The 26808-nt window shown below is 43.1% G+C and carries 15 protein-coding genes; 1 reads left to right on the top strand and 14 read right to left on the bottom strand.

The window, feature by feature from the left end:
- Positions 1 to 84 precede the first annotated feature (84 nt).
- From H6G05_RS23395 to H6G05_RS23330, 14 genes are all read right to left on the bottom strand, one after another.
- Positions 85 to 636 carry a hypothetical protein gene (locus H6G05_RS23395; protein ID WP_190582120.1) on the bottom strand — a complete coding sequence of 184 codons (552 nt, stop codon included), beginning with the start codon at positions 634 to 636 and terminating at the stop codon, positions 85 to 87.
- Positions 637 to 680: 44 nt separating this feature from the next.
- The gene (locus H6G05_RS23390) at positions 681 to 2306 is read right to left on the bottom strand and encodes a tetratricopeptide repeat protein (RefSeq protein WP_190582118.1); all 1626 of its coding nucleotides are present in this window, start codon (positions 2304 to 2306) and stop codon (positions 681 to 683) included.
- Positions 2307 to 2350: 44 nt separating this feature from the next.
- Positions 2351 to 4960: a tetratricopeptide repeat protein gene (locus tag H6G05_RS23385; protein WP_190582116.1), complete on the bottom strand. Its 2610-nt coding sequence runs from the start codon at positions 4958 to 4960 to the stop codon at positions 2351 to 2353.
- Positions 4961 to 5054: 94 nt separating this feature from the next.
- Positions 5055 to 5717, bottom strand: coding sequence for a hypothetical protein (locus H6G05_RS23380; protein ID WP_190582114.1), 663 nt, complete (start codon positions 5715 to 5717; stop codon positions 5055 to 5057).
- A complete protein-coding gene (locus H6G05_RS23375) occupies positions 5704 to 8142 on the bottom strand; it encodes a CHASE2 domain-containing protein (protein WP_190582112.1) in 2439 nt (812 codons plus the stop codon). Before H6G05_RS23375 ends, H6G05_RS23380 begins: the two co-directional genes overlap by 14 nt.
- A 4-nt stretch (positions 8143 to 8146) precedes the next feature.
- Positions 8147 to 9301, bottom strand: coding sequence for a DUF1822 family protein (locus tag H6G05_RS23370; protein WP_190582110.1), 1155 nt, complete (start codon positions 9299 to 9301; stop codon positions 8147 to 8149).
- A gap of 101 nt (positions 9302 to 9402) precedes the next feature.
- Positions 9403 to 10812 (bottom strand): hypothetical protein, encoded by a 1410-nt coding sequence (locus tag H6G05_RS23365; RefSeq protein ID WP_190582109.1) that lies wholly within the window; start codon positions 10810 to 10812, stop codon positions 9403 to 9405.
- Between the two features lie 4 nt (positions 10813 to 10816).
- On the bottom strand, positions 10817 to 11581 hold the full coding sequence (locus H6G05_RS23360; protein WP_190582107.1) for an HD-GYP domain-containing protein: 765 nt from the start codon (positions 11579 to 11581) through the stop codon (positions 10817 to 10819).
- 268 nt (positions 11582 to 11849) lie between these two features.
- The gene (locus tag H6G05_RS23355; RefSeq protein WP_190582105.1) at positions 11850 to 15128 is read right to left on the bottom strand and encodes a CHAT domain-containing protein; all 3279 of its coding nucleotides are present in this window, start codon (positions 15126 to 15128) and stop codon (positions 11850 to 11852) included.
- A 389-nt stretch (positions 15129 to 15517) separates the two neighbouring features.
- Positions 15518 to 18793 (bottom strand): CHAT domain-containing protein, encoded by a 3276-nt coding sequence (locus H6G05_RS23350; RefSeq protein ID WP_190582103.1) that lies wholly within the window; start codon positions 18791 to 18793, stop codon positions 15518 to 15520.
- 518 nt (positions 18794 to 19311) lie between these two features.
- Complete coding sequence (locus H6G05_RS23345) at positions 19312 to 20052, bottom strand: Uma2 family endonuclease (RefSeq protein WP_190582101.1); 741 nt, start codon at positions 20050 to 20052, stop codon at positions 19312 to 19314.
- A 57-nt stretch (positions 20053 to 20109) separates the two neighbouring features.
- Entirely contained in the window at positions 20110 to 22980 is a 2871-nt protein-coding gene (locus H6G05_RS23340; protein WP_190582100.1) for a CHAT domain-containing protein, read from the bottom strand.
- Between the two features lie 158 nt (positions 22981 to 23138).
- Positions 23139 to 24041: an alpha/beta fold hydrolase gene (locus H6G05_RS23335; protein WP_190582098.1), complete on the bottom strand. Its 903-nt coding sequence runs from the start codon at positions 24039 to 24041 to the stop codon at positions 23139 to 23141.
- Between the two features lie 277 nt (positions 24042 to 24318).
- Positions 24319 to 25974 (bottom strand): calcium-binding protein, encoded by a 1656-nt coding sequence (locus H6G05_RS23330; protein ID WP_190582096.1) that lies wholly within the window; start codon positions 25972 to 25974, stop codon positions 24319 to 24321.
- A gap of 212 nt (positions 25975 to 26186) precedes the next feature.
- Between H6G05_RS23330 and H6G05_RS23325 the strand changes: the two genes are divergently transcribed.
- Positions 26187 to 26708 carry a DUF6910 family protein gene (locus H6G05_RS23325; RefSeq protein ID WP_190582094.1) on the top strand — a complete coding sequence of 174 codons (522 nt, stop codon included), beginning with the start codon at positions 26187 to 26189 and terminating at the stop codon, positions 26706 to 26708.
- The last annotated feature ends 100 nt before the right edge of the window (positions 26709 to 26808 follow it).

Below are 26808 nucleotides of genomic sequence, written 5' to 3'. Positions count from 1 at the left end.
TTTTGCCTCGTCTGTTAGGTCTTTTAGGTTGGGTAGTTCCTTCATTTCTTTAATTTATCAGCTTTTGCCTTTTTGTCAATTTTCCTACGTTGAGCAATTACCATCCAAGTACTCAAAACGTGCTTCAATCCAATCAAAAGAAGAATCACGCCTGATTAAATACTCATATACACTTATTGGTGTGCGTCCCTTTAAAATATCGATAGGTTCTATCAGAGCCGCTAATGTTTCATATTCAATCCTGACATCTCCCAATGCACGCGCTAATTCAATAGCTATTTTCAAGTTCTCTATAGCTTCTCTATGACGCATTCTTTGAGCATAGGTCTCAGCAATACCAATTAGATCTGATATTTCTCCTCTTTTATCTCCAAACTCTCTACGAATCGCAAGCATTTCTCGAAGAGCTTGTTCCCTTTCGGCATTAGTTACAAAGCCAGAGCCTCTGCCAACTGAGTAGTACCCTACTTTCATTAGATCGAGTAAGCGATCCTTGCGCTTTTTCCGATACTCAGAGTCACGATCGTCATAAGTTGTACTAGTCGATCGCTGCGCTGAGGCAAACTCTGTAGGATAGATGCCTATTACTAAACTACCTACCGCCAAACCCAATATCAAAAGCAATCCCTTTTGCATAATGTAAGTCTTACTTTTTTACAATGTTTACTTTTTAGTATTGACTATTTCTTAGAGTCTTGATTAGTTGTTTCGGTCTTGCGATCTTTTGATGTCTCAGTAATTAGTTTGCCAACATCATCCTCATCAGAAAGAATAGAGGCTTGAGGTGAACCGCCACCCCAACCACCGTATACAAATAAAGAGTTATCAAGTTTATCAGCAGCTTGCTTATATAGGTTTATAGCCTTGTCTGCTTCTCCAATCTTTTTGTAAAAATTTCCAAACTCTAGTAACAGCAATGACCCATATCCATCAGCTAAATTGGTTGGCTTTTTACCAATTATCTCATATAGTTCTGTTCTTGTCTTTTGAGCAAACTCACTAGCAGAAAAATGATCAACAAATATAGGTCTTTGTAAATAATAGTTATTATAAACTAGCAAATAGTATTTTAAGCTTGCTTCTTTATCCCCAGTATTGGCATAAGCTCTAGCCAAAGCAAGTTCAGGACTGTCTCGATAATTAATTTCTCTCTCACTACGACTCTTTAGGGATTGCTCGTAGTAATTAATAGCTGTTTTGTAGTCACCAACTCTACTGTAAGCATCACCAATGTCTTTAAGTACAAAATACCCTCTTGTATTATATCTAGTTATTCGAGCTTGAATGACTTTTGAAATTAGCTGATCCGACTTTTTAGCTATTGCTAATGTTGTGATGTTATCCCAAATTTCACGTTCATCTGCTCTTGCTTTCACTATAGATGCAGTAGTTAACAAATTACTATAATCTCGATTAATTCCAATCTTAGAATAAGAATCTAGCGAATTATTAAAAGCATCTTCAGCCTCAACCTCCTTTCCTATAAGTCTGTATAACAAACCCATCTTAAGCTGAATTGCAGCTATGCTACTAAAATCACAGAGATAGCATTTTTCCCCTTTATTTAGTAAACTGTTCAGCCCGTAGATATTCTTCTTATATCCTTCGATTGCTTTTAGATATTCTTTTCTAGCTGAATAGCTACCGCCTATCTCTTCCAATAACAAAGGATCTGGAGATGATAAATTTAGTTTCTCTTTTAAATATTCAAGACGTGCTGGAATCCAATCAAAAGATGAATCACGTCTAATTAAGTACACACATACAGGAATTGGTACTATCCCTTCAAAAAGATCACCTGCTCCTATTTCTCTGATCAGTACTTGATATTCCATTCTGAGATCGCCATTTGAACGGGCTAATTCAATAGCTATTTTAAAATTCTCTACCGCTTCTCTATGCCGCATTCTTTGAGAATAAATCGTAGCAATACGCATAAAATCCGATATTTCACCTCGCCGATCTCCAAATTCTTTGCGGATTGGAATCATTTGCCGAAGAGATTGTTCTGCTTCTAACCGACTTACATACCCACGTAATCCACCTGAGTAGCCTACTCTACTTAGATCGTATAAGCGCTTTCTTCGTCTTTGCCGATCCTCAGAGCCGCGATCGTCGTATATCCTAATTATCTCCTCCCCTATCCTATTTCTCTCCTCCTCTGAATAAGAGTAAAGAGTAGGGGGCAACTGTCGCAATTTGACTTCAATGGGCGATCGCTGCGCTGAGGCAAACTCTGTAGGATAGATGCCTATTACTAAACTACCTACCGCCAAACCCAATATCAAAAGCAATCCCTTTTGCATAATGTAAGCCTTACTTTTTTTCAATGTTTACTTTTTAGTATTGACTATTTCTTAGAGTCTTGATTTGTTATTTCTGGTTTCCGTTCTTTGGAAGTGTCAGCAAGTAATTTGCCAAGGTCATCCTCATCAGAAAGGATTGAAGCTGTCGGAGTACCACCACCCCAACAACCATAATCAGTTAAAGAGTTGTCAAGTATATTTTGGGCTTTGGTATAAAAGGTTATGGCTTTGTCGGTCTCGCCTCTTTGTTTGTAAAGATTGCCAATCTCTACTAGCAATCCTACATCACCAGAATTAGAAAAAGAAGATAAATAATCAGGCTGATTCCCCATGATTCTGTAAAACTCTGCCCTACGCTCTGCCCAACGTTTATCACGTTTGCGGTATTCATTTAATTTACGATTTGTTTGTTCATAAAGTATTAAATAGTTCTCATAAGCCAACAAATAATATTTTAAACTTGTGGACACATCCCCAATACCTGCGTAAGCCCTAGCCAGCTTACGATAAATTTTCATGCGCTGCCCATTATCGATTTCTTTTCGCGATAACTTTGACTCAGTTTCCCTTTTGATCGCTTGTTCATAATATTGAATAGCCATCTTGTAATCTGCAACACTGTTGTATGCATCACCCACACCTGCAAAATTATAATACTCATAACTTTTGTTACCTTTTGCTATCCGAGCTTTAATAACCCTTTGTATTAACTCCTCTGAACTTTTTGCAATTGCAAGTGTGGTAAGGTTCCCCCATCTATTAGTTGGAGTTATTGCTGCCGCCTTTGTCAAAAACTCAGCAGTCGATAAATTGTTATATTCTCTATCAATGCCAAGTCTGGAATAATAGTCCAACGCATTATTGAGAGCATCATCAGCCTGAGATTGATTTCCCATAGTCTTATATAACAAAGCTATTTTAAGGTGAAGCTGAGCTATGGTCTCATAAAAATTTAAAACTTGCTCTCTATCTGATAAATCAGAAACTCGCTTTATGGTTTTAGTATAGGATTCTATAGCTTTGAGATAAGCTTTTCTGGATGAATAGCTGTCACCAATATTCTCACCAATAGCCTTAATGATATAGATGTAATATCTGCGGTCTGGTACTGCAATGCCACTTAGTTTGAGTTGGTTAAGTTTCTCGTCCAAATACTCAAGACGTGCTTCAATCCAGTCAAAAGAAGAATCACGCCTGATTAAATACTCATATACACTTATTGGTGTGCGTCCTTTTAAAATATCAATAGGTTCTATTTCAGCCGTTAATGTTTCATATTCAATTCTGACATCTCCCAATGAGCGTGCTAATTCAATAGCTATTTTCAAGTTCTCTATAGCTTCTCTATGCCGCATTCTTTGAGCGTAGGTCATAGCAATACCAATAAAGTCTGATATTTCTCCTCTTTTATCTCCAAACTCCCTGCGAATCGCAATCATTTCTCGAAGAGCTTGTTCTGTTTCCGCATTAGTTACAAAACTGCCTGCTCTACAACCTGTGTAACCTACTTTCCCTAGATCTAGTAAGCGATCCTTGCGTTTTTTTCGATACTCAGAGCCGCCATCATCATATATCTTACGCAATTCTTCTTTGACATAATCATCCCTGAACCATCTAAGCCATACTTCACGTGAATAGTCATAGGTTTGCTCCCTTGCTTTATCCATGCGATCATCTATTTTCTTGTCAATTGCTGAGGCTTGCTGATAGAAATCTCCCCCCTTCTGGTAGTACTGCCCAAGGTAGCCGTATGCGTCACCTAAATTCCTGAGAGACTTTGCTTCACCATGCAGGTCACCGATTTGCTTAAAAATCGGTAAGGCTTGCTGATAGTATTCAACCGCTTTCTGGTACTCTCTGAGACTGCTGTATGCTTCACCTAAATTATTGAGAGAGATTGCTTCACTATTGCGATCTCCTATTTGCTTAAAGATTGGTAAGGCTTGCTGATAGTATTCAATCGCCTTCTGGTATTCTCTGAGACTTCTGTATACTTCGCCTAAATTATTGAGAGAGACTGCTTCACCCTTGCGATCAACGATTTGCTGTGTAATTGCTAAGGCTTGCTGATAGTATTCAATCGCTCTCTGGGACTTTCCGAGATTTTTGTATGCAAGTCCAAAATTATTGAGAGAGGCTGCCTCACCCTTGCGATCGCCTATTTGCTGTGTAATTGCTAAAGACTGCCGATAAAAATCAATTGCGTCTTGGTGCTGACTGCGATTATTGTATAAAATTCCTAAATTATTGAGAGACCTTGCTTCACCCTTGCGATCGACGATTTGTCTAGTAATTACTAGAGATTGCCTATAGAAATCAAGTGCTTTCAGGAACTCTCCAAGATTGCTGTATACATCTCCTAAGTTATTGAGAGACTCTATTTCACCATTGCGATCCTTGATCTCGCGATAGCTGTTTAGAGAGGACTCAAATGCTGAAATTGCTTCTCGATAGCGACTAGCCCGATATAACTGTACTCCTTGCTGCAACAGTCGCTCCGCCTCAGCTTTGCGGACTTGAGTTGTCTGAGCCTGCACCGTCATCAAACCCAAATCAGGTGGCGACACCATGCCCACAATCCCAGTCAAGGCCACAAACACCAACGCATAAAACCGCGAAGCCCTAATACCACCTTTGCGAGAATCTAGATTCATAGTCATATCTCCGATCTGCGTACTTACGATTTTACATACATCTCACGCCACCGACCATATGCAGTTTTCATACCCACAAATGATCTATCAAGATTTATCCTCTTTTACACAAATCAACAGGAATCTGCTGCCAAATAGTTCTCAACTCCTGAGACGGACGCTGCACCGATAGAATCTCCCGCATCGCATCTACAAATAGCCCTTGCGAAATAAAATACTGCGATCGCCTTCTCGACCATTCCTCCGCACTCACCCATTTCTTCGTAGATCTCATTTGGGCATTTAGCTCCGAGAACTCTAAAGCCACGCGATCGCGTTCCAATGGCTCGATAACTTGAAAGGGAACCCGCAACGATGGCTTAGTTTCATTCACTGCAAAGCGATTAAAAATCCACCATTCATAACGCGCCCCTGCAATCAAAGGAGAACCAGTATACTTTGCCTGACGAGCATCTAGTTTAACAACCTGACTCCATAGCGGCTCATCAACACCCTCAGCATGAACCTCAATTTTAGAGATCATCCCATTCCAAACAAATAATAAGCGATCGCCCGAAATACGCTCAATCCCATCAGGAAGGCGGCGCGGAGAAATTACACAAAACTCACTACGCCCACCAAGAGGAGGCTTCGGACGGCGCGAAAAGCTTTCTAAAATACTGTTCCAAGGAGAGGCTTGGATCGTTTCCATAGGAACCACTCCTTGCCCGATCGCGATCGCCGCCAATATTCCACAACACCAATTAACGCGCACCATGAGACTTTCTCCTCAAAACAGTTAAAACACAGATCCAAAAGGTCAATGAAGGCAGCAACCAAGGCAATAAAACTAAGCCTGAAATATACCATTGCCAACTTGCCACAGCATAGATTGAATTAGCGATGACTAAACCGATCACCCAATAAGTTCCACGCCGATCGCGCTGTAAATAGATCAGAGCCGTAGCTCGACCTAAAATCAAAGCGATCGCCATCATCCACACATCGGGAATGGGAACAACAAGATGTCGCGATCGGAAATGATGCACCGTGTAGGCATGGGCTTCCGCACCGACAAACGCATGGGGAACCGTAGCGATCGCAGGATATTTATTCCGCCAATAAGCGATCGCCATCGGTACTGAGAAATTATCCTGTCCTTCGCGATCAACTCCTGCCTGTCGATATCCTCCTGGGGCAATGATCACAATCGGATGAGTTGATAGAGAACTAATATCAAAGTTATCGCTCAATAAATCTTTTGCCGTAATCGCTTGAAATGCGCGATCGGGAGGAATCGAAAAATCGAGAATCGGTTGCAACCAAAGCTGATCGAATTTTTGAGAAAAGTTATAAATTGCTGGCAATCGCAAACGATGCAAATAATTGGTTAAATCTGAGCGTTGAGGATTTGCTTCAAGAGCTTCTATTAGTTGACTACGCAAATCGCGGCGGCTGTCTAGATTAGGTTTTGGTTGGCTCGGATCATTACTTAGAGATACCGCAGAGGCAAGAGCGATTAGATAAGCAAAAGGACAGCGATCGCTACAACTTACTTGGTTAGGGAGAACTTCCATATACCAAGGTGGCACGTTTACATAGCCGCGCAGAGTTGTATTAGGATTTACCACAGAAGGAGAGAGCGCCATTTCATCAGTGACTACCCATGCATTTGTACCCTGTACCGTCGCAAAAACGATCCAAATCTGCTTACGGACAGTATTCTCTACTGTTTCTCGCAATTGGCGATCTTCATCAGGATACTCTTGCATAGAGCTATCTAACAGATAATCGATGCCAATTACCTTGGGCTGCAACTGCTGTACTTTATCGAGAACTTTAGCTAGATAACGGCGATCGAGAATATTCTTTTTGCGTCCATCCAAATGCTGAATCGAAGCTTCATCAATTTGTACCAGCAGTACAGGCGGTTTGGCAATCGGCACTTGCTGCGTGACATCTCGATAAATGGACTGCGTCCAGACACGGGTTTCGCGTAACCAATCTTGGACAGGATACCAAAGACTGAGTGCCGCTAGAGTGCTAACAGCGATCGCTTGTTTGGGTGAAGGCAGTAATTGCCCAATTTTTTTCCGCCAATTTGGAGGTGGTAAACAAAAAGGAACTGCCTCAGGATGACAAAATAGCGACGGAATCAAATAAGCGGATGGATAGGTGAGATTCTTTTCTAATTTCAAATGCTGACAGGCGATCAAGAGTGCAGCACGAACATCTTTACCATCGGCTAAGCTGGGCAGGAATCTTGCGAGAAATTCCTGAGCAACTTGATTTTGAATTGGTTCGCGCATCACCGCGACCTGACTTAGACCTAAATCAATAAGCGCTTCGGCAATGCTTAAACCATTGCAAGAATTGAACAGCGCAAACTGTAGCCCTCTAGTTTTTGCGAATAATAATTGCGGCGCAATTTCACTCAGGAAAATCGATTGATTCGGCGCGATGCCTAGCTCTCCTCCAGAAATCGTACTTTCATTACTATGTCCTGCAAAAAAGAGAATATCCCAACCCCGTTCGTCAGCGATCGCAAGGCGAATTTGTTCCTTAAGATCATCATTGTCTTTACCCGCTTGCCAACCAATAAAAGTAACTTCCGCAACTTTTGATAGCGATCGCAAAGCTAGGCGATCGGCTTGAAAGTCTAACCCCGTATCATCCCCCAAAACCGCAAGTACTCGTAATTTCCCCTGTATCTGTCGCTGCGACACTTCCGCCCGAATATTTGCAGGCGATCGCGAAATACGAATTGGTTTAGCGATCGCTAGAGTCGTGGCAATTTCCCATGTCTCCCAAGGAAATCGGGCAAGTTCTAGAGCTTCGCAGGTGAGAAACACATCAATTGCATTGGCATTATTCGGCTGCGCGGCAGCTCTAGCAATTTCAGCACGAATTGGTACGAGTTCAGCACTATTGAGCCAATAATGGAACTCCGCTAAAAATTGAGCTTCTGCTTGAACGAGATTAGCCCGCCAATCAATTGTCGGAGCAGGAATGCTGCCACTACCCTTGACTTTGGCTCTTAATGCGGATTTGTAAAAATTTAAATAGGCAAGTTGCCAAGTTTGATAGAGAGTCGTGAGCGTCTCTGGAAATGTTAAACGCGCTGACAATTGCTGTCCTTTTCCCCATGTTAAATCAAATAAGCATTGGCGCTCAATATGCCAGACCTTAAGTTTATATAGCATCGATTTACTCAGCTTGAAATGCAAAAGGTGGTAGCGATCGCGTTGTACCATCAGCGAGAGCCGCAGTTACTAAAAAACGTTCCTCTGGAGTGCCTTCCACCTCTGCAAACAGATAAGCTCCCTGCGCTTCTAATTGTCGTTCTACCAGTACGCCCGTAATATCAGAAATTCGCAAAATTAAATCTACTGGTAAATCTCGATCCGTCGCTTTGCCAAGAATGGTGAGTAATGACCATGCGATCGCGCCATCGGTTGCGACCTCAGAGCCAATCACCGCATAGAGTCGCAAAGGATATTCACCAAGCTCGAAATCTTGATAGGCGGCGCGAGCATTACTGGGTAATCGCATTCCCGTGCGTTCGATCGCAGTCAGGATTGTCTCTAATTCCGAAAGTGGGGAACGGTTTAAAGTTGCTCCCGATGAGCGTAATCCTGATGCACTGGCGACGGGTGGTAATAGTACCCAAGTTAGATCGTTAACTAGAGCCTGCCATTCCTCCTGAAACCATTGGGCGGTATCGATCGCAGGTTGGGTTAAAAGCTGTAACCATGAGTAGCGATCGCTAGCGATCGTAGGCGCGAGACTCGGTAAATCAATCATGGCAGGAGATGCACAGCGCCAATATAGCAACAGGTCATCACAATCATCATCGAACCATGCTAGCGGTATTTCATAGTTCCAATCTGTACTTAAGCTAAGTTCAGCCTGTCTGGCGATCAGGTTGTCAGCGCGTAACCACCCTTTAATAATTGCTTGTTCTTGTTCTTCATAGAGTTCTACTAGCACATAGAAATGTGGTCTAAATTCTGCTGATTCGATGAGAATCCGACTTAGAGAAATAGCAGCATCTGGTTCGCTATCAATGGGAATGAGACAAACTCGAAACTGATTGACGGTAAGTCCATAGGTAGCGGCGATCGCTCCCGATTGATTTGGTTCAAATACTGAAGCATTGTCTCGCTCTAATCGCACATCAGGAGCGCGTTCTTGTAACCATGTCTCAAAACCAAATAGGGCAAGGGCATTGAAATAGGCTTGCCACTGTTGCGATCGCGTGGTCACAAGTTCGCTCAGGTTTGCCGCCGTTTGCAAACTGCTAGATGATAGGGCGATCGCGTCATTATCCAAAGTTTCAAACTCGTTTGTCAAAGCGTTCATTTTTTCTATTGTACAGATCATGATCGATAACTCCGATTATCTAAATGTAAATTCCCTCACCCCCCAGCCCCCTCTCCCCTAGGGGCGAGGGGGAGCAAAATCTAAATTATTTTCTTGTTCCCCTCTCCCTCTTTGGGAGAGGGGCTAGGGGTGAGGGCTAAATTATCTAAATGTAAACAAAGGCGGCGGGAAAATAAGGTTCCTGAGGTGTGGCTTTTAGTGGTTTTAGCATCGGTTTCGGCATCTCTGAGCAAGAGGTCAACCTGCTCGGCAAGAGCATTGCTGATTTCACGATCTAGGGCAATTAAGCGATCTAGATTGATATGCTCAGCCGCCAGATCAGTTACCTTTGCTTGCAAGGTTTGCAATAAATAATGGCGGACATCAGCGCGAAATTCCTTGAGTTTGAGTAAACGGGTCACTTCAAACTGCGCCTTTAAACCCACTTGAGCCGCAATCTCACCCATCGTCATCCCCTGACAATGGAATAGCTGCAACGCGATCGCAAAGATTTTCGCTTTCTGTTGTGCTTTTGTACTCTTGCCTTGCAGACGGACAGCGATCGCTTTCTCAAAAGCACCATCGAGGGAGAGCAACATCTGTTGGCGATAGTTTTGTAAGAACTGCATCTGTCCTTCTACTTCCTGATCATCATCGGCGATCGCCATCGTTTCGATCACAGGTTGAGTGCTAGGAGCGTCAATAGAAGTAGTAGGCAGATTTCCGCGCACATGGAGGCGATGTTGGCGTAGTCGTTGAGCAAGAGCTTGGAGACGCTTGAGGATCGCATCAGGGCCGATCGCCGTTTTTAGGAGTTGGGCGATTTGCTGTAGTTGAGCGGTGGTGGGTGGTGGACATTGCCCTAAGGCTTGTCCCTGTTGACGTAGACGTAGACGCTCTTGGCGGTAGATGGCATGGTAACTCTCTAGGAGGGCGATCGCCGATGCAATTTCTGGCTTGGTCAGTTGATGAAAGTCAGAGAGAACTCGTTGCAGTTTTTTGGGGTTAGTGTCATTGAGAATCGCCCAATCACTGAGGAGGTAAACGCCATGCTCGAGCAAAAAAGCATTTAGTTCGCGATGTTGTTTAACTAGCCTTGTCGTCCAAGTGGATAGATTGCTGCGCTCTGGGTCAAATTTTTGCAAAATCTGATAGCTCAATGGCTGATAGGCGCTGTGGTTAGACTTGCCATCATCATCAAGGACATAGGGCAGCATCTCCTCAAGACTGAATCCGTAATGATTGCCAAATTGGTTATTTAGTTGAACGCAAACTTGCAAAATCTGGTGGGAAATATAGCAACGCAAGCAGAGAAAAGCATTGATTTCTTGAGCCATGACTTGCCATAGAGCCTTAGCGATCTCGCGATCGTCTAGATCATCTATATTGCTCTCTTCAACTAATGGATATCTCTGCTCAAAATAACTTTTGGCTCTGGAGATAATATCAGTCCGAGTCTTGCCGCTACTGTCCAAGCGCACCAGTTGCCAATACCGCCAAAGAGTTGCCATTTATTCAACCTATTCTAATTGCATCACTTTGCCAAGGGAAAGAATGCAGCCAGTTTTGTAAGCTTTGCTCAATCATTTCTTCAGATACATTGAGAGTATATTCCATGTCATACATGATTCTATTGCTCATATTTGTATGTACCATCGACTCTACAATACTTGAGCGATCGCCAAAGTGATCTCCTACTTCCACAAAGGTCATAAACTCGGCGATCAATTCAGGCTGATAGTAGCCCTTTAAAGTTTCGATCAACAAAATCCCGATCGCTTCCATTGATGAGTAGGCGCGTTTGTAGCAACGTTTATGGGTTAGCGCGTCATACACATCAATAATTTGCACGATCCTTACTAAATAAGGAATTTCTTCACCCATTAGGCGATCGGGGTAGCCACAGCCATTCCATAGCTCATGGTGATGACGGATGATTTGGGCTACTTCACGCATCGAATCTGGCAATGGACAAAGGCTTTCACCGATCTCGGTATGTTCTTTGATGACTTGATGTTCTGAGACGGTTAGTTTTGCGGGTTTGAGGAGAATCTCTAAAGGAATAGCAGTCTTGCCGATGTCATGGAGATATGCGCCCCATACAAGTAGTTGGCGATTGCGTTTTGAAAGTGCGAGGTATTCGCCAAATTGTTGGGCGGCGAGTGCGAGGCGTTCACTGTGTTGTCTGGTCTCTGGATCGAGGCGATCGATGATGTCTGCGATCGCGGGTAAGGTTTGTTGGAGTTCTTGCAGTTGTTCGTAAAGGGCGTAGTAGCTCATGGAAGTATGTCCCATTTGTTTTTGATTTTGTCTTGCCTATACATACCTATCGCGTCTTTGAGCATATGCATTTTTCAAAGAAAAAGGAAAAAATTTTTGATGGTCAGCTACCCCATATTGATCCTACCTTGCAGACACAAGTCAGATTGGTCTATGTTTTAAGTTCTCTAGCCCCCTAAATCCCCCAATTCTGGGGGACTTTGAAGGATGTTTTTTCTCTTGTTCCCCCAGAATTGGGGGCTAGGGGGCGATTAGATGGTGGCTTTGCTTACAATCCATTGCCGATCGCAAAAAATGCTGACCAATAATAGGGATGGGATAATGTCGAAGAATTTGGCACAGTTCCCACGATTCTAATTCCAGCCCGATCGCTACCTGTTCCTTTTTGATCGCTATTAATCATCGCAATCTGCGCCCTGCGTAATGCTTCAGTAATAGTGACATCACCTTTTTTTAGTTCGCCATAAAATGCTTCCATTAGGGCTTGTGTACCAGCATCATCGACTTTCCAGAGAGAGGCGATCGCATTTTTTGCTCCTGCTTTTTGGACTTGATAGCCAAAGCCTAAGATTTCCACCCCTTCACCGAGTTTGCCGAGTCCTGTCTGACATGCACTCAAGATGATCAAATTGATATTGGGAATTTGCCAATCGGTGATTTCGTTGAGGCGGATTTTGTCACCATTGCCGAAGATGATAAAGGAGTTATCTGGTACACCTGTGTTAAATTCGGCATGGGTGGCAAGGTGCAGAATATTATAATTTTTGAGTTGAGATTCGATCGCTTGACGACTAAATTTGTCTTCGATAAAGGTAACTGAGTTGGTGAATGAGTTGGCGATCGCTTGGACTTCTTTGATAGTGGCTGGTAAGGGTGATAATGTTGCTTCGCCAGACTTGTGATTGACGTTGCCATAGGCTCCTGCAAGGATGCTGGGTTGTCTTTTGGGGTTGGCGGTGAAGTCGGTGAGGGTATAGGCGATGAGGTTGCTAATCCGATATTTCTCGATGAGCCATTGTTTGCCGTCATAGAGGGCTGCGAGGGGAACATAGCGTAGTTGTCCATCGGGTGCGTAAAGGATGGTGTCGGCTTTGAATTGAATCAGGTCGGCTTCGATGGGTTTGATCAGCAGATCGTAGAGTTTGGCGGCGGGTATTTTGACATCTGCATAACCGCTATTTTGCAGTCCTGCTCTAAAGTCTGTGACTAATTCTTGGAGTTGATCTTTGGAGATTTTGATAGTGCGACGGATGGGGAGGCTATTGGGTGAGAAGAGGATGATTTCGAGTCTGTCGCCTAAAATGAATGGATAGAGTAAGACGGTTCCCTGTGGGATTTGGTTGAGATAGTCGGGGACTTTGTTGATTTCGGTTTTGGGAAGTTGTTGTATTTGATTGGCAAGTTGATTGTTGATGTCTTTGCTGTTGTCAGGGCTAACGGTTAAGAGCTTATCGCTAAGTGCTTTTTCTGGTGCTAATAGTCTGACACCTTGCGCCGATCTGTCGCTACCTTTGATGTTTTTGAAATAGTCTTCGAGTTCTTGGACTTTGAGGAGGTCGAGGACTTGCAGGGCTTCCATGACGCGGTTTTGCTGAATCAAGATATCAGCGAGGGCACGATAATTGCTAGAGACTGTTTCTAGATAAGATAGCTGATACTCCTTTTTAAGATTACGGATATCTTTGCGAATGAATTCATAAATATTTACTGCCTGTTTGTAGTATAGGATGCTCAAATCTATTTGCTTCAGCTTAAAAGAAATTACTGCTAGGTTACTCAATGCAGTTCCTTCTCCTTCACGATCAGAAATTTGCTTGGTAATCGCTAAAGATTGCTGATAAAAATCAATAGCTTTTGGAAAATCCCCCAACTTGTCGTACACATTTCCTAATTCGTTAAGTGAAATAGCTCCATCTGTGCGATTTCCTTCACGCCTAGCAAGTGCCAAAGCCTTTTGATAATAATCAATCGCTTGCTGGTATTGCCCAATTTTACTTAATGCACGTCCAGCACTATTGAATGAGTTAGCTTTAAAAAAAGATGCAGATTCAAATGCTTTTTGAAAGATATCAACAGCTTTTTGATATTGCCCCAATTTATAGTAAGAATTACCCAGCCCATTAGTCGCTTTAATAACTCTATCCCTTCCTATATATTCATCTTTCGTCATTTTAATTGCTAGAGATTTTTGAAAAAAATCAATCGCCTGCTGATACTTCCCTAATCTATAGTGTGATTCTCCTAATCCATTGAAAGCTAATGCTTGACCTTCAGGATCATTAAGTCGTCGTTTGATTATTAAAGCTTGCTCAAAAGAATTAATCGCCTTTGCATACTGTCCTAGACTATTGTAAGTATTGCCTATAATATTTAGTGTATTTCCTTCTCCTTCACGATTTTTAGCCAGTCGATATTTTTCCAATGCCGCTTGAGAAAGTAATAAAGATCCTTGCTGCTCTCCTCTATCGCTCTTGTTTTCCGCTATATCGACAATGATATCTGCTGCTCTATTAGGCGATACTTGAAAAAATGGATCATTTATATCTCTAGCATCATCCATAGATATAACAGAAAGTTCTCTTTCCTCTTCTCTCCATTCGACACGATTACCTTGCAGATAAAATCCTTGTTGTAACATAGCACTAGATCCGCTAAGTTGATTGGAGATAACATTTAGTTTTGCTGTCTCTCCTCTTTGGGAATATACAGTTGATAAAATTGGGAATGATAGCATCTCAGTAATATTGTCACCAATCTGTCTGGCAGTAGCTTGACTTTGCTCCAAATGCTGAATTGCTTTATCAGTTTCTCCTAATTTGAAATATGTATCACCGACATGATAGAGCATAAGCCCTACTTTTTGGAGGTCATTCGATGCGCGATAAAAGTCTAGTGCTAATTTGTACGTTTGTAATGCAGATCTAAAATCTTTTTTCTCAGTCTGATTATAGCCTGCTAACATCAGTTCCTCTCCTTTTGTACTTGGTTGAGGTGGAGACTGTTGACTGCTGTTTTGAAAAAACCTATTCATGTACTGCTGATATTCTTGCGAGGTGGAAGGTATGCCAAGACGCGAAGTTGCCAAATTCATTGTCACCCAAGCATTTTGAGAGGCTAAAGCATTTTGCTTAATACTATTATTAGATACAGCATTGACAGACATCATCTCTGACTCAAGATATTGGCGAAGTTCTAATACAAGGGTTCTTGCCTTCTCTAGTTGATCCATGCCTAAATATGCATTGATTAGATAGCTGATAGCATTTAGCTTTCCATTGCGATGACCTATTTGCTTGGCAATAACTAAAGATCGCTCAAGACCTTCAATTACTTGAGAAGTATCTCTCAAAACAAATCCTAAATTGAAGAGAACTGTCATCTCACCTTTGAGGTCGTTGACAGATCTGTATATTTCCAATGCAGATTGAAATGACTGTAAGGCTTGTGGATCTTTAATGTAAAACTGTTGAGTCCCTAATGTATTTAACCGATCTGCTTCTGTTCTGCGATCTTGTGTTGTTTGCGCCAGTGCTACATCACTAACCATCACCTGCGCTACCTCCCCAACAAGGCAAAGAGAAAAAGGTAAAAGGAAAAAGTGGGCGAGTTTCGATGATTTCTTGCGAGCTTGCATACCAGACTCCATAAACTGACAAGGAAAAAGTGGGTTAGTTTTGGTGCTTTCTGACGCGATCCGCCTCTTAAACCCTACGATCAGCACAGTTAATATATCACTAAATTTTCTTGTACCTCCATCCCCCCGATTTTTTTAAGCATTCCTAAGATCCCCTACTATTTCTTTGCATTCACCAATTAGTTATGGCGATCTATATATCTGTGCAAAGAAGAAATTACAAAATCCCATAGAGACGAAGCATTACCGTCACCATTCATGCATATCACTGCGATCGCCAAACGATAATGCTGCACCCAAAACTAAAATCCATTCCCAATCAGGATAAAAGGTGCCCAATAATAGGGATGATTGAGTTGGCTTTCGACTTCTGGTTTGATGCCTTGCCAAGTAATCCGCACACCAGCGCGTTTTTCGTCAGTACTTTTGCCATTACTACGGATCAGGTCAATCTGAGCTTGCTGTAGAGCCTCCGCCGAGGAACTGGTGAGTTTCATCCTTTCATAGAACTTGCCCATCAAAGCTTGTGTACCACCGTCGCTGATTTCCCATAGAGTCGCAATTGAAGCCCTCGCCTGTGCCTGTTGCAACTGATAGCCAAAGCCAATGATCTCAATACCGCTACTTAATTTGCCGCCTAAAGCAGTCTGACAGGCACTAAACACAGCTAGTCCAACGTTGGGTAATTTCCAATCCTTGACCTGTCGCAGGGTCACATATTCATTGTTATTCAGCAATACAAAAGAGTCTTCGGGCGAACCTGCAACGAGGTGGGCATGGGTGGCAAAGTGGATGATGTTGTATTGGTTGAGTTTGTCGGATTCGATCGCCTTTCGATTGAAGTCTTTGTCAATTAGTTTGGTGGTATTAGGAAAGTTGGTAACCAGATTCTCGACTTCGGGTAGAGCGGCGGGAAGGGAACTAAAGGAAATATTGTTATCGCCAATTTTCACAGTGCCACTGCGATCGGTGAAGGCTCCTGCGAGGATGCGCGGTGCTTGTTGAGTTTGTGGGTCGATGTTGGTGAGGCTGAGGGCGGTGATGTAGTTGATGCGATATTTTTCCACCAGCCATTGTTTGCCGTCATAGAGTGCGGCAAGGGGAACATGACGCATTACACCGTCTGGGGCATAGATGATCGTTTTGATGTTGGCTTGTTTGAGGTCATTAGCGATCGGTTCGATCATCCAGTTATAGAGTTTGTTGGCTGGGTCTAGGACTGCTAAGGAGTTTGGCTTTTGGATGTCTTCGCGAAATTGTTCGGCGACTTTGATTAGTTCCGTTTGTTTGACTTTGACGGTGCGGCTGATCGGTGGGGCGTTGGGGACAAAGAGAACTAGTTCGAGGCGGTCTTCGAGAATGAGGGGATAGAGTAGTGCGGAGTTGGAGCCTAATTTTTGGAGTCTGGCTTGCAGATCTTTGTAGGCGGTAAGTTTGATGTTTTGGGCGGGGGCGGTTTGGCGGAGTTGTTGCAAGATTTGCGGGGTGTTGGCTGTAGTCAGGTCGATGTTTTGTTTTTTAAAGCTCTGCCAATATTCTTTTTCTTCGTTGAGTAGTTCAATGCCTTGGGCAGTTTTTTCGTTGCCTTTGACATCTTTGAAGAAGTCTTGGAGTTCTTGGACTTTGAGGAGGTCGAGGACTTGTAATGCTTCCATGATTCGTCCTTGTTTGAGGAGGAGATCGGCAAGACAACCGTAACAACTTTCAACAGTTCCTAGGTAAGATTTTTGTTCTTCTTGGCTCAGTCCACGTATATTTTTGCGGATAGCTTCGCGCACGTTCACAGATTGCTTATAAAAGAGAATAGCAAGTTCGGGTTGATTAAGTGTAGTAAAAATTCGTCCTAGTTTGTAAAGAGAACTACCTTCAAGATCGCGGCTTCCAATTTCCTTAGCGATTGCTAAGCTTTGAAGTTGGAAATTGATCGCTTCTTTATACTTAGCAAGAACATGGTAAATAATGCCCAAATTTCCAAGTACACTGGACTCAGCAAAACGATTTTTGGTTTCTCTCGCAATGATCAAGCTTTGAAGATAATACTCAGTAGCTTTTTCATGTTTGCTGAGGCTTAAGTAAACGTTTCCCAGACCTACCAGCGAACTTGCTTCGCTCCGTCGATTTTTGCCATCCTTTGCAATTACTAAGCTTTCAAGTTGGTACGCAATCGCTTTATCATATTTTCCAAGGGAAGAGTAGGCGAATCCTAAATTTCCTAACGCTTTTTCCTCAGCTGTTCGATTTTTGATTTCCTTTGCAATTGCTAAACTTTGGAGGTAGTACACAATTGCTTTTTCATATTGACCGAGAAAACTATAATTTACACCTAGACTTCCCAGTAAATCTGCCTCCGCATTTCGATTTTTGACTTCCTTTGCAATTGCTAAGCTTTGGATAGTGTACTCAATCGCTTTGTCATATTGACTAAAAAAAATGTAAGACATACCCAAATTCATTAGAGAAGTTAACTCAATAAATTTATCTTTGAGTTCTCTTGCAATTGCTAAACTTTGCATATAGTACTCAATCGCTTTGTTCTGCTTGCTCAGACGATCATGAGCAACTCCCAAATTTATCAGCGCTATGTTCTCTGTATATTTATCTTTGAGTTGTCTTGAAATTTCTAAGCTTTGCATATGGTACTCAATTGCTCTGTTATATTGACCGAGAGCACTATAATGGCTGCCAAGATTTCCCAGTATAGTAGCTTCATTGCTACGATTTTTGAGTTCTCTTGAGATCATTAAGCTTTGGAGTTGGTACTCAATTGCTTGTTCATTTTTGCCAAGAGCAGCGTAAGCATTACCAAGATTTCCGAGTGCTTTTGCCTCACTACTACGATCATTGATTTCCCGCGAAATCGCTAAGCTTTGGAGTTGGTACTCAATCGTTTTTTCATATTTGCCGAGAGTATAGTAACCGTCCCCCAGCAATCCGAGTGCTTGTTCTTCACCGCTACGATCATTGATTTCTCGTGAGATTGCCAAGCTTTGGAGTTGGTACTCAATTGCTTGTTCATTTTTGCCGAGAAAATAATAAGCTTCTCCCAGATAGCCCAGCGCCTTGCTCTCACCACTACGATAATTGATTTCTCGTGAGATCGCTAAGCTTTGAAGTTGGTACTCAATCGCTTTTTCATATTTGCCAAGACAACGGTAAGCGTATCCCAGATTTCCTAGCTCAATGCTCTCACCTTGTCGATCTTTGACTTCTCGCAAGATTTCTAAACTTTGTAGATAATACTCAATCGCTTTTTCATATTTGCCAAGTAATCTGTAAGCTTCTCCTAGATTACCCATCGACCGTCCCTCACCCTGTCGGTCTTTGATTTCCCGATAGATTGTCAATGCTTGCTGCCATGACTGAAAGGCGGCTTCAAACTGGCTAATTTGGAATTGCTGAATTCCTTGTTCGTCCAGTCGATCTGCCTCTGCTTTACGGGCTGGATTTGTCTGCGCCTGAACTACCATCAACCCCAAATCAGGCGGTGACACCATGCCCAAAACCCCAGTCAAAGCCACAAACACCAACACAGAAAAACGAGAAGCCTTAACAAAACCTTTGCGAGAGTGTGGATTCATAGCCATATTTCTGATCTGCGTGCTTACGATTCTACATACATATCAAGCGATCCGACCATATGCAGTTTTCAAGGAAAAGGGAAAAAAGAAAAATTATTGTAGGGACGCAGCATTACCGCAACTATCCATGCATTGCACCCCAATCATTAAATGGTAATGTGATCGCCCCAACTTTATAGCGCAGTCACAATTTATTGATGAGAGCGAAGAGTGTTAAGCATTTGCGAATTGAGATTTTTTGTGAAGAGTTTGCAAATGCTTAACCTCTACAGATCGGTGGTAAAGACAGAAATAAATTATAACAACTCAAAAATATCGCAGGAACGCAGCATTATCACCATCATTATACGGATATCATCGCAATCAGCTATCAAATAATATTTTTTGCCCATAAAAAGCAGCGATCGCCTAATTGCAAAGCTACCTCATAAGCATCGCGATCGCCCAATTGTTCTACTTATCCAAAATAAATCACAATGATCGAAATTTAATTAATTGTTTCAGATATTTGGCAACGATTAACTTTCGTCATCCAAGTTAACACCCATCTGACGCAACTTCTCTGCAAGACGATCTGCCCTTGCCTTTTCCTGATCTGCCCGTTGATTAGCCGCCAAATTCGCACTATATAACTCCTCTGGCGTGAGCAACTTCTCTCCATTATCCAAACGATAAAACCCAATCAGATACTCATCAGCCTGTAACTTGAGTAGCAATACGTCACTACAATTATCGCGAATCGGCTTATACACACCATCCTCATTCAGGCGATAGCCCTGCAACTGTTCTGTAATCCATTCTCCATAGGGATCAAATAGCCAGTATTCAGTTACTCCCAACTGCTCGTATAGCGTCTTCTTAAAGTTCCAATCAGTTTCCTTTGTCCCTGCCGATGTCACCTCAAAAATAATTGCAGGAGTTTGCTGTCCTTCCCAAATTTTGTAATTGGCATAGAGTCGCTTTTCGATATCAAACACCACCATCACATCAGGTGCAACTCTAGCTCTAGGATTGCCTTCGATGTAATAGAGAAATTGATCGGCAAAGACGACTGCTTGTTGCTCCTGTAAATATAACCGCAAGAGCGCCAGAGCCATTAGGATCGCAAGGACGTGCTGTTGAGTTTCTGCCAAGGGTTCTCCGTCGGAACTGGGATAGAAGATTTCTGAGGTTGTTGAATTGGTGGCTGAGGCGATCGCCTGTTCCTCTGTATCTATTTTGCTATTAGGCTGCGATCGCTCTGAGGTAATGGCTACCATAACACTCTAGGACTGATTGTTTACCAAAATTATATCATGCGCTTACAGACAGGTTGTTTATAGCCCATTACCGATCGCAAAAAATGCTGACCAATAGTAGGGATGGGATAATGTCGAGGAAGTTGGCACTGTTCCCACGATTCTAACGCCAGCGCGATCGCTGCTATCTGTTCCCTTTTTATCGCTATTAATCATCGCAATCTGCGCTCTGCGTAATGCTTCGACAATAGAGACATCACCTTTTTTTAGTTCGCCATAAAATGCTTCCATTAGAGCTTGAGTACCCGCATCATCGACTTTCCAGAGAGAGGCGATCGCTACTCTTGCACCTGCTGCTTGCATTTGATAGCCTAAGCCGAGAATCTCGACTCCTGAACCTAACTTAGCTCCTAGTCCTGACTGACAGGCACTCAAAACCACTAAATCGACATTGGTTAAAGCCCATGTGCGAATATCTTTAATTGTCGCTTTTTCGCCATCCCCGAAGATGATGAAAGAATCTTTGGGGTCACCAGTGGAGAGTTGTCCGTGAGTGGCTAGGTGGAGAATAGTGTAGGAGTTGGAGTTGGTGGTGGTTAATTCTTTGGTGAAAGCGGTTTCGACAAGGGTGGTGGTATTGGGGAAGCGATCGGCGATTTTTTTGACTTCCGTTAAAGTGGCGGGGAGTCCTGAGAAGCCTTGTTTATTGACGTTGCCAAAGGCTCCTGCAAAGATCTTGGGTGTAGCGATCGGTGGTTTATTAAACTTAGTCAGTGATGCGGCGGTGATGTTGTTGACGCGATATTTTTCGATGAGCCATTGTTTGCCATCGTAGAGGGCGGCGAGAGGAATATAGCGTAATTGTCCATCGGGGGCATAGATGATTGTATCTATTTTTAGCTCGGCTAGTTCTGTTTCAAAGGGTTTGATGAGCCATGTATACATTTGCTGTGCAGGTTTTTTGACATCTTCGGAGCCTGAGTCTCTAAGCCCTGCTAGAAAATCTGTAATTTCTTGATTCAGCTTTTCGCGTTTGATGTTGATGGTGCGGCGAATTGGAGTGGTTTTGGCGGTAATCAGAATTAGCTCGAGGCGGTCTTCGAGAATCAGGGGATAGAGAAGAACGGCGTTGGGATGTTGAGCAAGGATATCGGTGCGGAGATTTTGAAAGTTGTTGGTAATATCGACGTTTTGTTGTCTTTCCTTGAGGCGCAGTTCTTCGACTAGGGTTTGAACAGGGTCGCTATCGAGAAAGGCGATGAATTGATTTTGTTGTTCTTGTTCGGATTTGACAAGTTTGTTCAGTCTTTCTTGTTCGGCGGCGGTGATGTTATTGGCGAGTTTGCGCTTTTGCAATTCGTCAAGTTCCAAGGCAAGGGCGATGAAGGTTTTTTCTTGATTTCGTAGTTCTGTTCCTTGTTCGGTTTGGCTGCTGCGGGTGGGGGTGCGGAGGTATTCGTTGAGTTCTTCGACTTTGAGGAGGTCGAGGACTTGTTGGGCTTCGAGGATGCGGTCTTGTTTGAGCAGGAGGTCGGCGAGGTTGCGATAGGTATATTCGACTGTGGCTAAATAGGATTTTTGGATGTCTTTATCGAGTTTGCTAATGTCTTTGCGGATCGCTTCGCGGACGTTGATCGATTGTTTGTAAAAAAGAATCGCCAGTTCGGGGCGTTTGGCTCTGGAGAGTACATCTCCTAGATTTGCGAGTGCATAACCTTCGATGCTTCTATCGCCAATTTCTCTAGCAATGGTCAATGCTTGCTGATAAGAAATCATCGCTTCGCGATCGCGATTTAGCTTTTGGTAGGCAACGGCTAAATTATGTAGCGCCGTTCCCTCACCATTACGGTCTTTGATTTCCCGCGCGATCGCTAATACTTGCAGATGAAACTCGATTGCTTTGTCATATTTGCCAATCGCTTGGTAAACGTTTCCCAGACTTCCTATCGCATTTCCCTCACCGAGACGGTCTTTGATTTCCCGCGCGATCGCTAAGTATTGCAGATAAAACTCGATCGCTTTGTCATATTTGCCGAGTAAAGCGTAGGCAACACCTAAATTTCCCAGCGCCTTTCCCTCACCGAGACGGTATTTGATTTCCCGCGCGATTTCTAAGCTTTGCAGATAAAACTCGATCGCTTTGTCATATTTGCCGAGGTTTCGGTAAGCGATTCCCAGATTTCCCAGCGCCTTTCCTTCACCGTTACGGTCTTTGATTTCCCGCGCGATTTCTAAGCTTTGCAGATAAAACTCGATCGCTTTGTCATATTTGCCGAGTAAAGTGTAAGCGAGTCCCAGATTTCCCAGTGCTGATCCCTCTCCGATACGGTATTTGATTTCCCGCGCGATCGCTAAATGTTGCAGATAAAACTCGATCGCTTTGTCATATTTGCCGAGCAATCTGTAAGCTTCTCCCAGATTTCCCAGTGCTGATCCCTCTCCGAGACGGTCTTTGATTTCCCGCGCGATCGCTAAGTATTGCAGATAAAACTCGATCGCTTTGTCATATTTGCCGAGTAAAGTGTAAGCGTTTCCCAGATTTCCCAGCGCCTTTCCTTCACCGTTACGGTCTTTGATTTCCCTCCTAATTTCTAAGCTTTGCAGTTGGAACTCGATCGCTTTGTCATATTTGCCGAGGGAATAGTAAGCTGCTCCCAGATTTCCTAGCGCATTTCCCTCACCGAGACGGTCTTTGATTTCCCGATAAATTATCAATGCTTGCTGCCATGACTGAAAGGCGGCTTCAAACTGGCTAATTTGATATTGCTGATTCCCCTGTTGCAACAGTCGATCTGCTTCTGCTTTACGATCTTGAGTTGTCTGCGCCTGAGCCGTCATCAAAGCCAGATCGGGTGGCGACACCATGCCCAAAATCCCAGTCAGAGCCACAAACATCAACGCATAAAAACGAGAAGCCCTAACACCACCTTTGCGAGAATCTAGATTCATAGCCATATTTCCGATCTGCGTGCTTACGATCTTACATACATTTCACCCCACCGACCATATGCAGTTTTTTCAAGGAAAAAGTTAAAAGGAAAAAGGAAAAAATAGCGTTATTCGCCCCCTAGCCCCCAATTCTGGGGGAACAAGAAAATAACAATCATTCAAAGTCCCCCAGAATTGGGGGATTTAGGGGGCTTAGATAACTTCACCTCATCCAAAAACTCCCGCATCATTTGATTAACCAACTGCGGTTGCTCCTGCTGCACCCAATGACTGCAATTAGGAATGTATCGAATCCGCAAATCCAGCACATACTCCTCCGTACCATAAGTAAGCTCCTTACCCAAAGCACGATCCTCCTCACCCCAAATCATCAAAGTCGGCATCTTCAGCATATCCCACACCTTCTTCTGAGATAGATTATTAGGTAGATTGCGATAGTAATTAATCGCACCAGTCAAAGCACCACGCTTAGCAAAAGCATTCTTATACTGCTCAATATCCGCATCCGTAAAAGCACTCTGATCGATCGCCATTCCTCGAAACGCCTCCCCAATCAGCCGATAATCATCCAACTGAATCAAGAACTCAGGCAAAAACGGAATTTGGAAAAACGCAATATACCAACTCTTGAGCATCTGCTGCGGAGTCCTTAGCCCAGCCGCAAACTTAGCAGGATGCGGCAAATTCATCACAATCAAACGACTCACCAACTCAGGATAGGCATAGGCAAAAGACCATGCGATCGCCCCTCCCCAATCATGTCCAACAAGAATACAGCTTTCATAGCCCAAACCTTCGATCACACCTTTGACATCTTTTACAAACTCGGACATAACATAAGCAGATTGAGCCTGAGGCTTCTCACTATCGTTATAACCCCGCAGATCGACAGCCACAACCTTATAATCCTTCGCAAATTCAGGGATTTGATGCCGCCAAGAGTACCAAAATCCTGGAAATCCATGCAAAAACAACATCAGCGCACCTTCGCCCTGCGTGACATAGTGCAATTTTATGCCATTCGTATCAATCGTATCGTGATACCAAGTTGGGTTGCTCATAAGTATGCAGTTATTCTTGTTGAAGCTAAGTTTAGCCCAGACTACTGATTTAAGCCATGCAAAAAAGTTCAAGCAAAAAGTTCAAAACCTTTAAAACGGGTTATTTAAAAATATTCTGTAGTCCACTGAAGTGGACTTGAGCTTTTAGCCAAGAACTTGAGTTCTTGGTTGGGGTTACAGCGCAAAGTGCTAAAACCTAAAAGAGAATAGCGGCGCGAAGCGCCGCTATTCTCTTTTAGGTTTTATATCCTGACTGGAGTGGCTATAGCCATATTCCTCAAGCTTGAATCATGAAATCTGAAGCAGCTAGCAATGGATTGCTAGTCAGAGTCGCAAACTGTGCGCCAGTTCCAAAACCTGCACTAGCTCCATTTTGATTGTAGAACAATGAACCAGTTCCTTGATTGTAGACAATCTTAGCAGCACTAGCTTGAGCAGCAGCATCACTGCTAACTACAGCAAACTCACTTGCCACGCTAAAACCAGTCGCCGCCAAACTTTGTAAGGCTGTGAACGTAGTTTTATCGAGAACGATCTTATCGGCTATTTTTATAAAATCGGTAATGCGATCGATGCCAACAGAGCCACTATTGAATGTAGCATTGGTGTTGTAAAGGAATAAGTCGTTACCAAGTCCACCTGTCAAGACATCATTGCCAGCGCCGCCAACAAGAATGTCACTACCACCACCACCAATCAAAGTGTCATTACCAGCACCTCCATTCAGAGTATTGTTGCGCGAATTACCAATCAGAATATTGTTAAGACTATTGCCAGTCCCATCAATTGCTCCTGAACCCGTCAGAGTTAGATTCTCTAGATTAGCTCCTAGAGTGTAGGTGATGGAAGCTTCAACCGTGTCAATTTCGGTGATGAGTGTGGAAGTCTCAAAAACGCTATCTCCGATACTGTCAACAATGTAGGTGTCGTTGCCAGTACCACCAGTGAGTTTGTCATTCCCAACACCACCATCAAGGATGTCGTTACCAGCATCGCCATTAATAACATCGTTACCAGCACCAGTGCGAATCGTGTCGTTACCAGCACCACCATTGATGATGTCATTACCACCATAAGTAGTAATCGTGTCATTTTTGCTAGTACCCGTAACCGTGAACTCCTCAACATGATCAAAGAAGATACTATCCAATCTCGTACTGCTCGTACTACTGACATTTCGGAAAGCAGAGCCAAATTGAGTGCCACCATTGAAAGTTAGCCCACTACCCGTATCACCAATGGAAAAATCGGCAATGAGGCGATCGATACCATCACCACCATAAACACTATCGTCACCCAATCCTGCATTGATAATGTCGTTACCAGCTCCAGTCCTGATGACATCATTAGCTCTCAGAACCGCACCATTGATGATTGCAGATTGGATAACCGTATCGTTACCACTACCAGTTTTGATATCAAACTGCTCAAAATTAGTTGCTGAAAACACACCAAGCGCACTCATATTTTGGAGGCTGGAAAAATTGAGATTATTCGTTTGTGAGGAAAGATCAACAGTGAGGAAATCAAATCCCAATCCGCCATCCACAAAACCACGATTGGAGTTAACACCATAACTCCCAGCATTGATTGTCACCCTGTCATTACCAGCACCAGTCCGAATCGTATTATTTCCGTAGGAAACAACGATGCTGTCATCTTTGCTAGTTCCTGTGACGCTGAAATTCTCAACATTGGTGAATGATGTGTAATCCAAAGATGTTGAATTTGTCCCGAGAGTAGATCGACGGGCAACTCCAGTGCCAAAGGTAGTAGCTCCGAAAGTCATACCAGTACCAACATCACCAAGCCCGAAATTGAGGACGAGACGATCATCACCTGCTCCTCCATCAATAAAAAGCGCATCTGCTCCTGGGTTAGCTAGTTGAATAGTATCGTTACCAGCGCCAAATGTTTTGTATATGGAAGCCATAATTTGTAGTGTTTTTAAATTACAACCTTACATACATATTTAGGCTAGCGAGCATATGCAGTTTTTATCCCGTTTTACATTTTTACCACAATAATTCATGAGGCAGAAGCCTTACTGCAAGCATTCATAGACACTTCTAAGCAAACTTTCTTGCTACTGATAGCTATGGCATATCGAGATCAATCAAAGTCAAATCCATAAGCTTAAACACCATGGGTAAACTTGTATCTTTAGAAGTCTGCTTCTCTATTGAAATGGCATCCTACAAATTCAACCTAAGCGGCAATGGCAGACCTCAAGCAGAGTGTTTACCAGTGAATGCTACCTGCGATCTTGAATGGGATGAACTCGCTGCTTACTTACAAGAACCACATAGAAAGCCAGTCCCTCAACTGCAACAGATTTGCCAGTATGAATTAGGCACTTTAGAGGACTTACGTTTGACCTTTACTGATGCAACTGTGACAAAACAAAACGTAATTTTTTCAGCGACAGCAGAGAATTCTCCAGATGCTAGCTCCGATGGAATGGTGGCTGGCTCAGTTTTAGGTATCTTAGATACAGAGGCTCGTTGGATTGAACTCCTTACTTTAGATGGCACTCAGTTTACCAGTAAAGTTGAAGGCGTATGTGTATCTAGGAAGAATGCAAATCGGCTTTATTTAGTAGTTGATGTTGACGATTCAACTCGTCCCCGCGAACTCTGCGAAGTTGAGATTGAGGGGGAGTGGTAAGGAATGAAAAACAAATAACTTGTGCAAATTAGGATAATCTCAGACAAAGAAAGAAAAGGAATAATTTTGGGTTATTACAGCGAAGAACTTGAGACAGAGA

The sequence above is a fragment of the Phormidium tenue FACHB-1050 genome (assembly GCF_014696925.1).
GTDB lineage: Bacteria > Cyanobacteriota > Cyanobacteriia > Pseudanabaenales > Pseudanabaenaceae > Pseudanabaena.
The sequence above is the reverse complement of the archived record's forward strand: the minus strand, read 5'-3'. Positions and strand labels throughout refer to the sequence as shown.

Excerpts from the sequence above, each read along its gene's own strand:
- H6G05_RS23375 (WP_190582112.1), bottom strand. The coding sequence starts at position 8,142 with ATGCTATATAAACTTAAGGTCTGGCATATTGAGCGCCAATGCTTATTT.
- H6G05_RS23385 (WP_190582116.1), bottom strand. The coding sequence starts at position 4,960 with ATGAATCTAGATTCTCGCAAAGGTGGTATTAGGGCTTCGCGGTTTTAT.
- H6G05_RS23360 (WP_190582107.1), bottom strand. The coding sequence starts at position 11,581 with ATGAGCTACTACGCCCTTTACGAACAACTGCAAGAACTCCAACAAACC.
- H6G05_RS23335 (WP_190582098.1), bottom strand. The coding sequence starts at position 24,041 with ATGAGCAACCCAACTTGGTATCACGATACGATTGATACGAATGGCATA.
- H6G05_RS23370 (WP_190582110.1), bottom strand. The coding sequence starts at position 9,301 with ATGAACGCTTTGACAAACGAGTTTGAAACTTTGGATAATGACGCGATC.
- H6G05_RS23390 (WP_190582118.1), bottom strand. The coding sequence starts at position 2,306 with ATGCAAAAGGGATTGCTTTTGATATTGGGTTTGGCGGTAGGTAGTTTA.
- H6G05_RS23330 (WP_190582096.1), bottom strand. The coding sequence starts at position 25,974 with ATGGCTTCCATATACAAAACATTTGGCGCTGGTAACGATACTATTCAA.
- H6G05_RS23395 (WP_190582120.1), bottom strand. The coding sequence starts at position 636 with ATGCAAAAGGGATTGCTTTTGATATTGGGTTTGGCGGTAGGTAGTTTA.
- H6G05_RS23325 (WP_190582094.1), top strand. The coding sequence starts at position 26,187 with ATGGGTAAACTTGTATCTTTAGAAGTCTGCTTCTCTATTGAAATGGCA.
- H6G05_RS23350 (WP_190582103.1), bottom strand. The coding sequence starts at position 18,793 with ATGAATCCACACTCTCGCAAAGGTTTTGTTAAGGCTTCTCGTTTTTCT.
- H6G05_RS23355 (WP_190582105.1), bottom strand. The coding sequence starts at position 15,128 with ATGGTTAGTGATGTAGCACTGGCGCAAACAACACAAGATCGCAGAACA.
- H6G05_RS23340 (WP_190582100.1), bottom strand. The coding sequence starts at position 22,980 with ATGAATCTAGATTCTCGCAAAGGTGGTGTTAGGGCTTCTCGTTTTTAT.
- H6G05_RS23345 (WP_190582101.1), bottom strand. The coding sequence starts at position 20,052 with ATGGTAGCCATTACCTCAGAGCGATCGCAGCCTAATAGCAAAATAGAT.
- H6G05_RS23365 (WP_190582109.1), bottom strand. The coding sequence starts at position 10,812 with ATGGCAACTCTTTGGCGGTATTGGCAACTGGTGCGCTTGGACAGTAGC.
- H6G05_RS23380 (WP_190582114.1), bottom strand. The coding sequence starts at position 5,717 with ATGGTGCGCGTTAATTGGTGTTGTGGAATATTGGCGGCGATCGCGATC.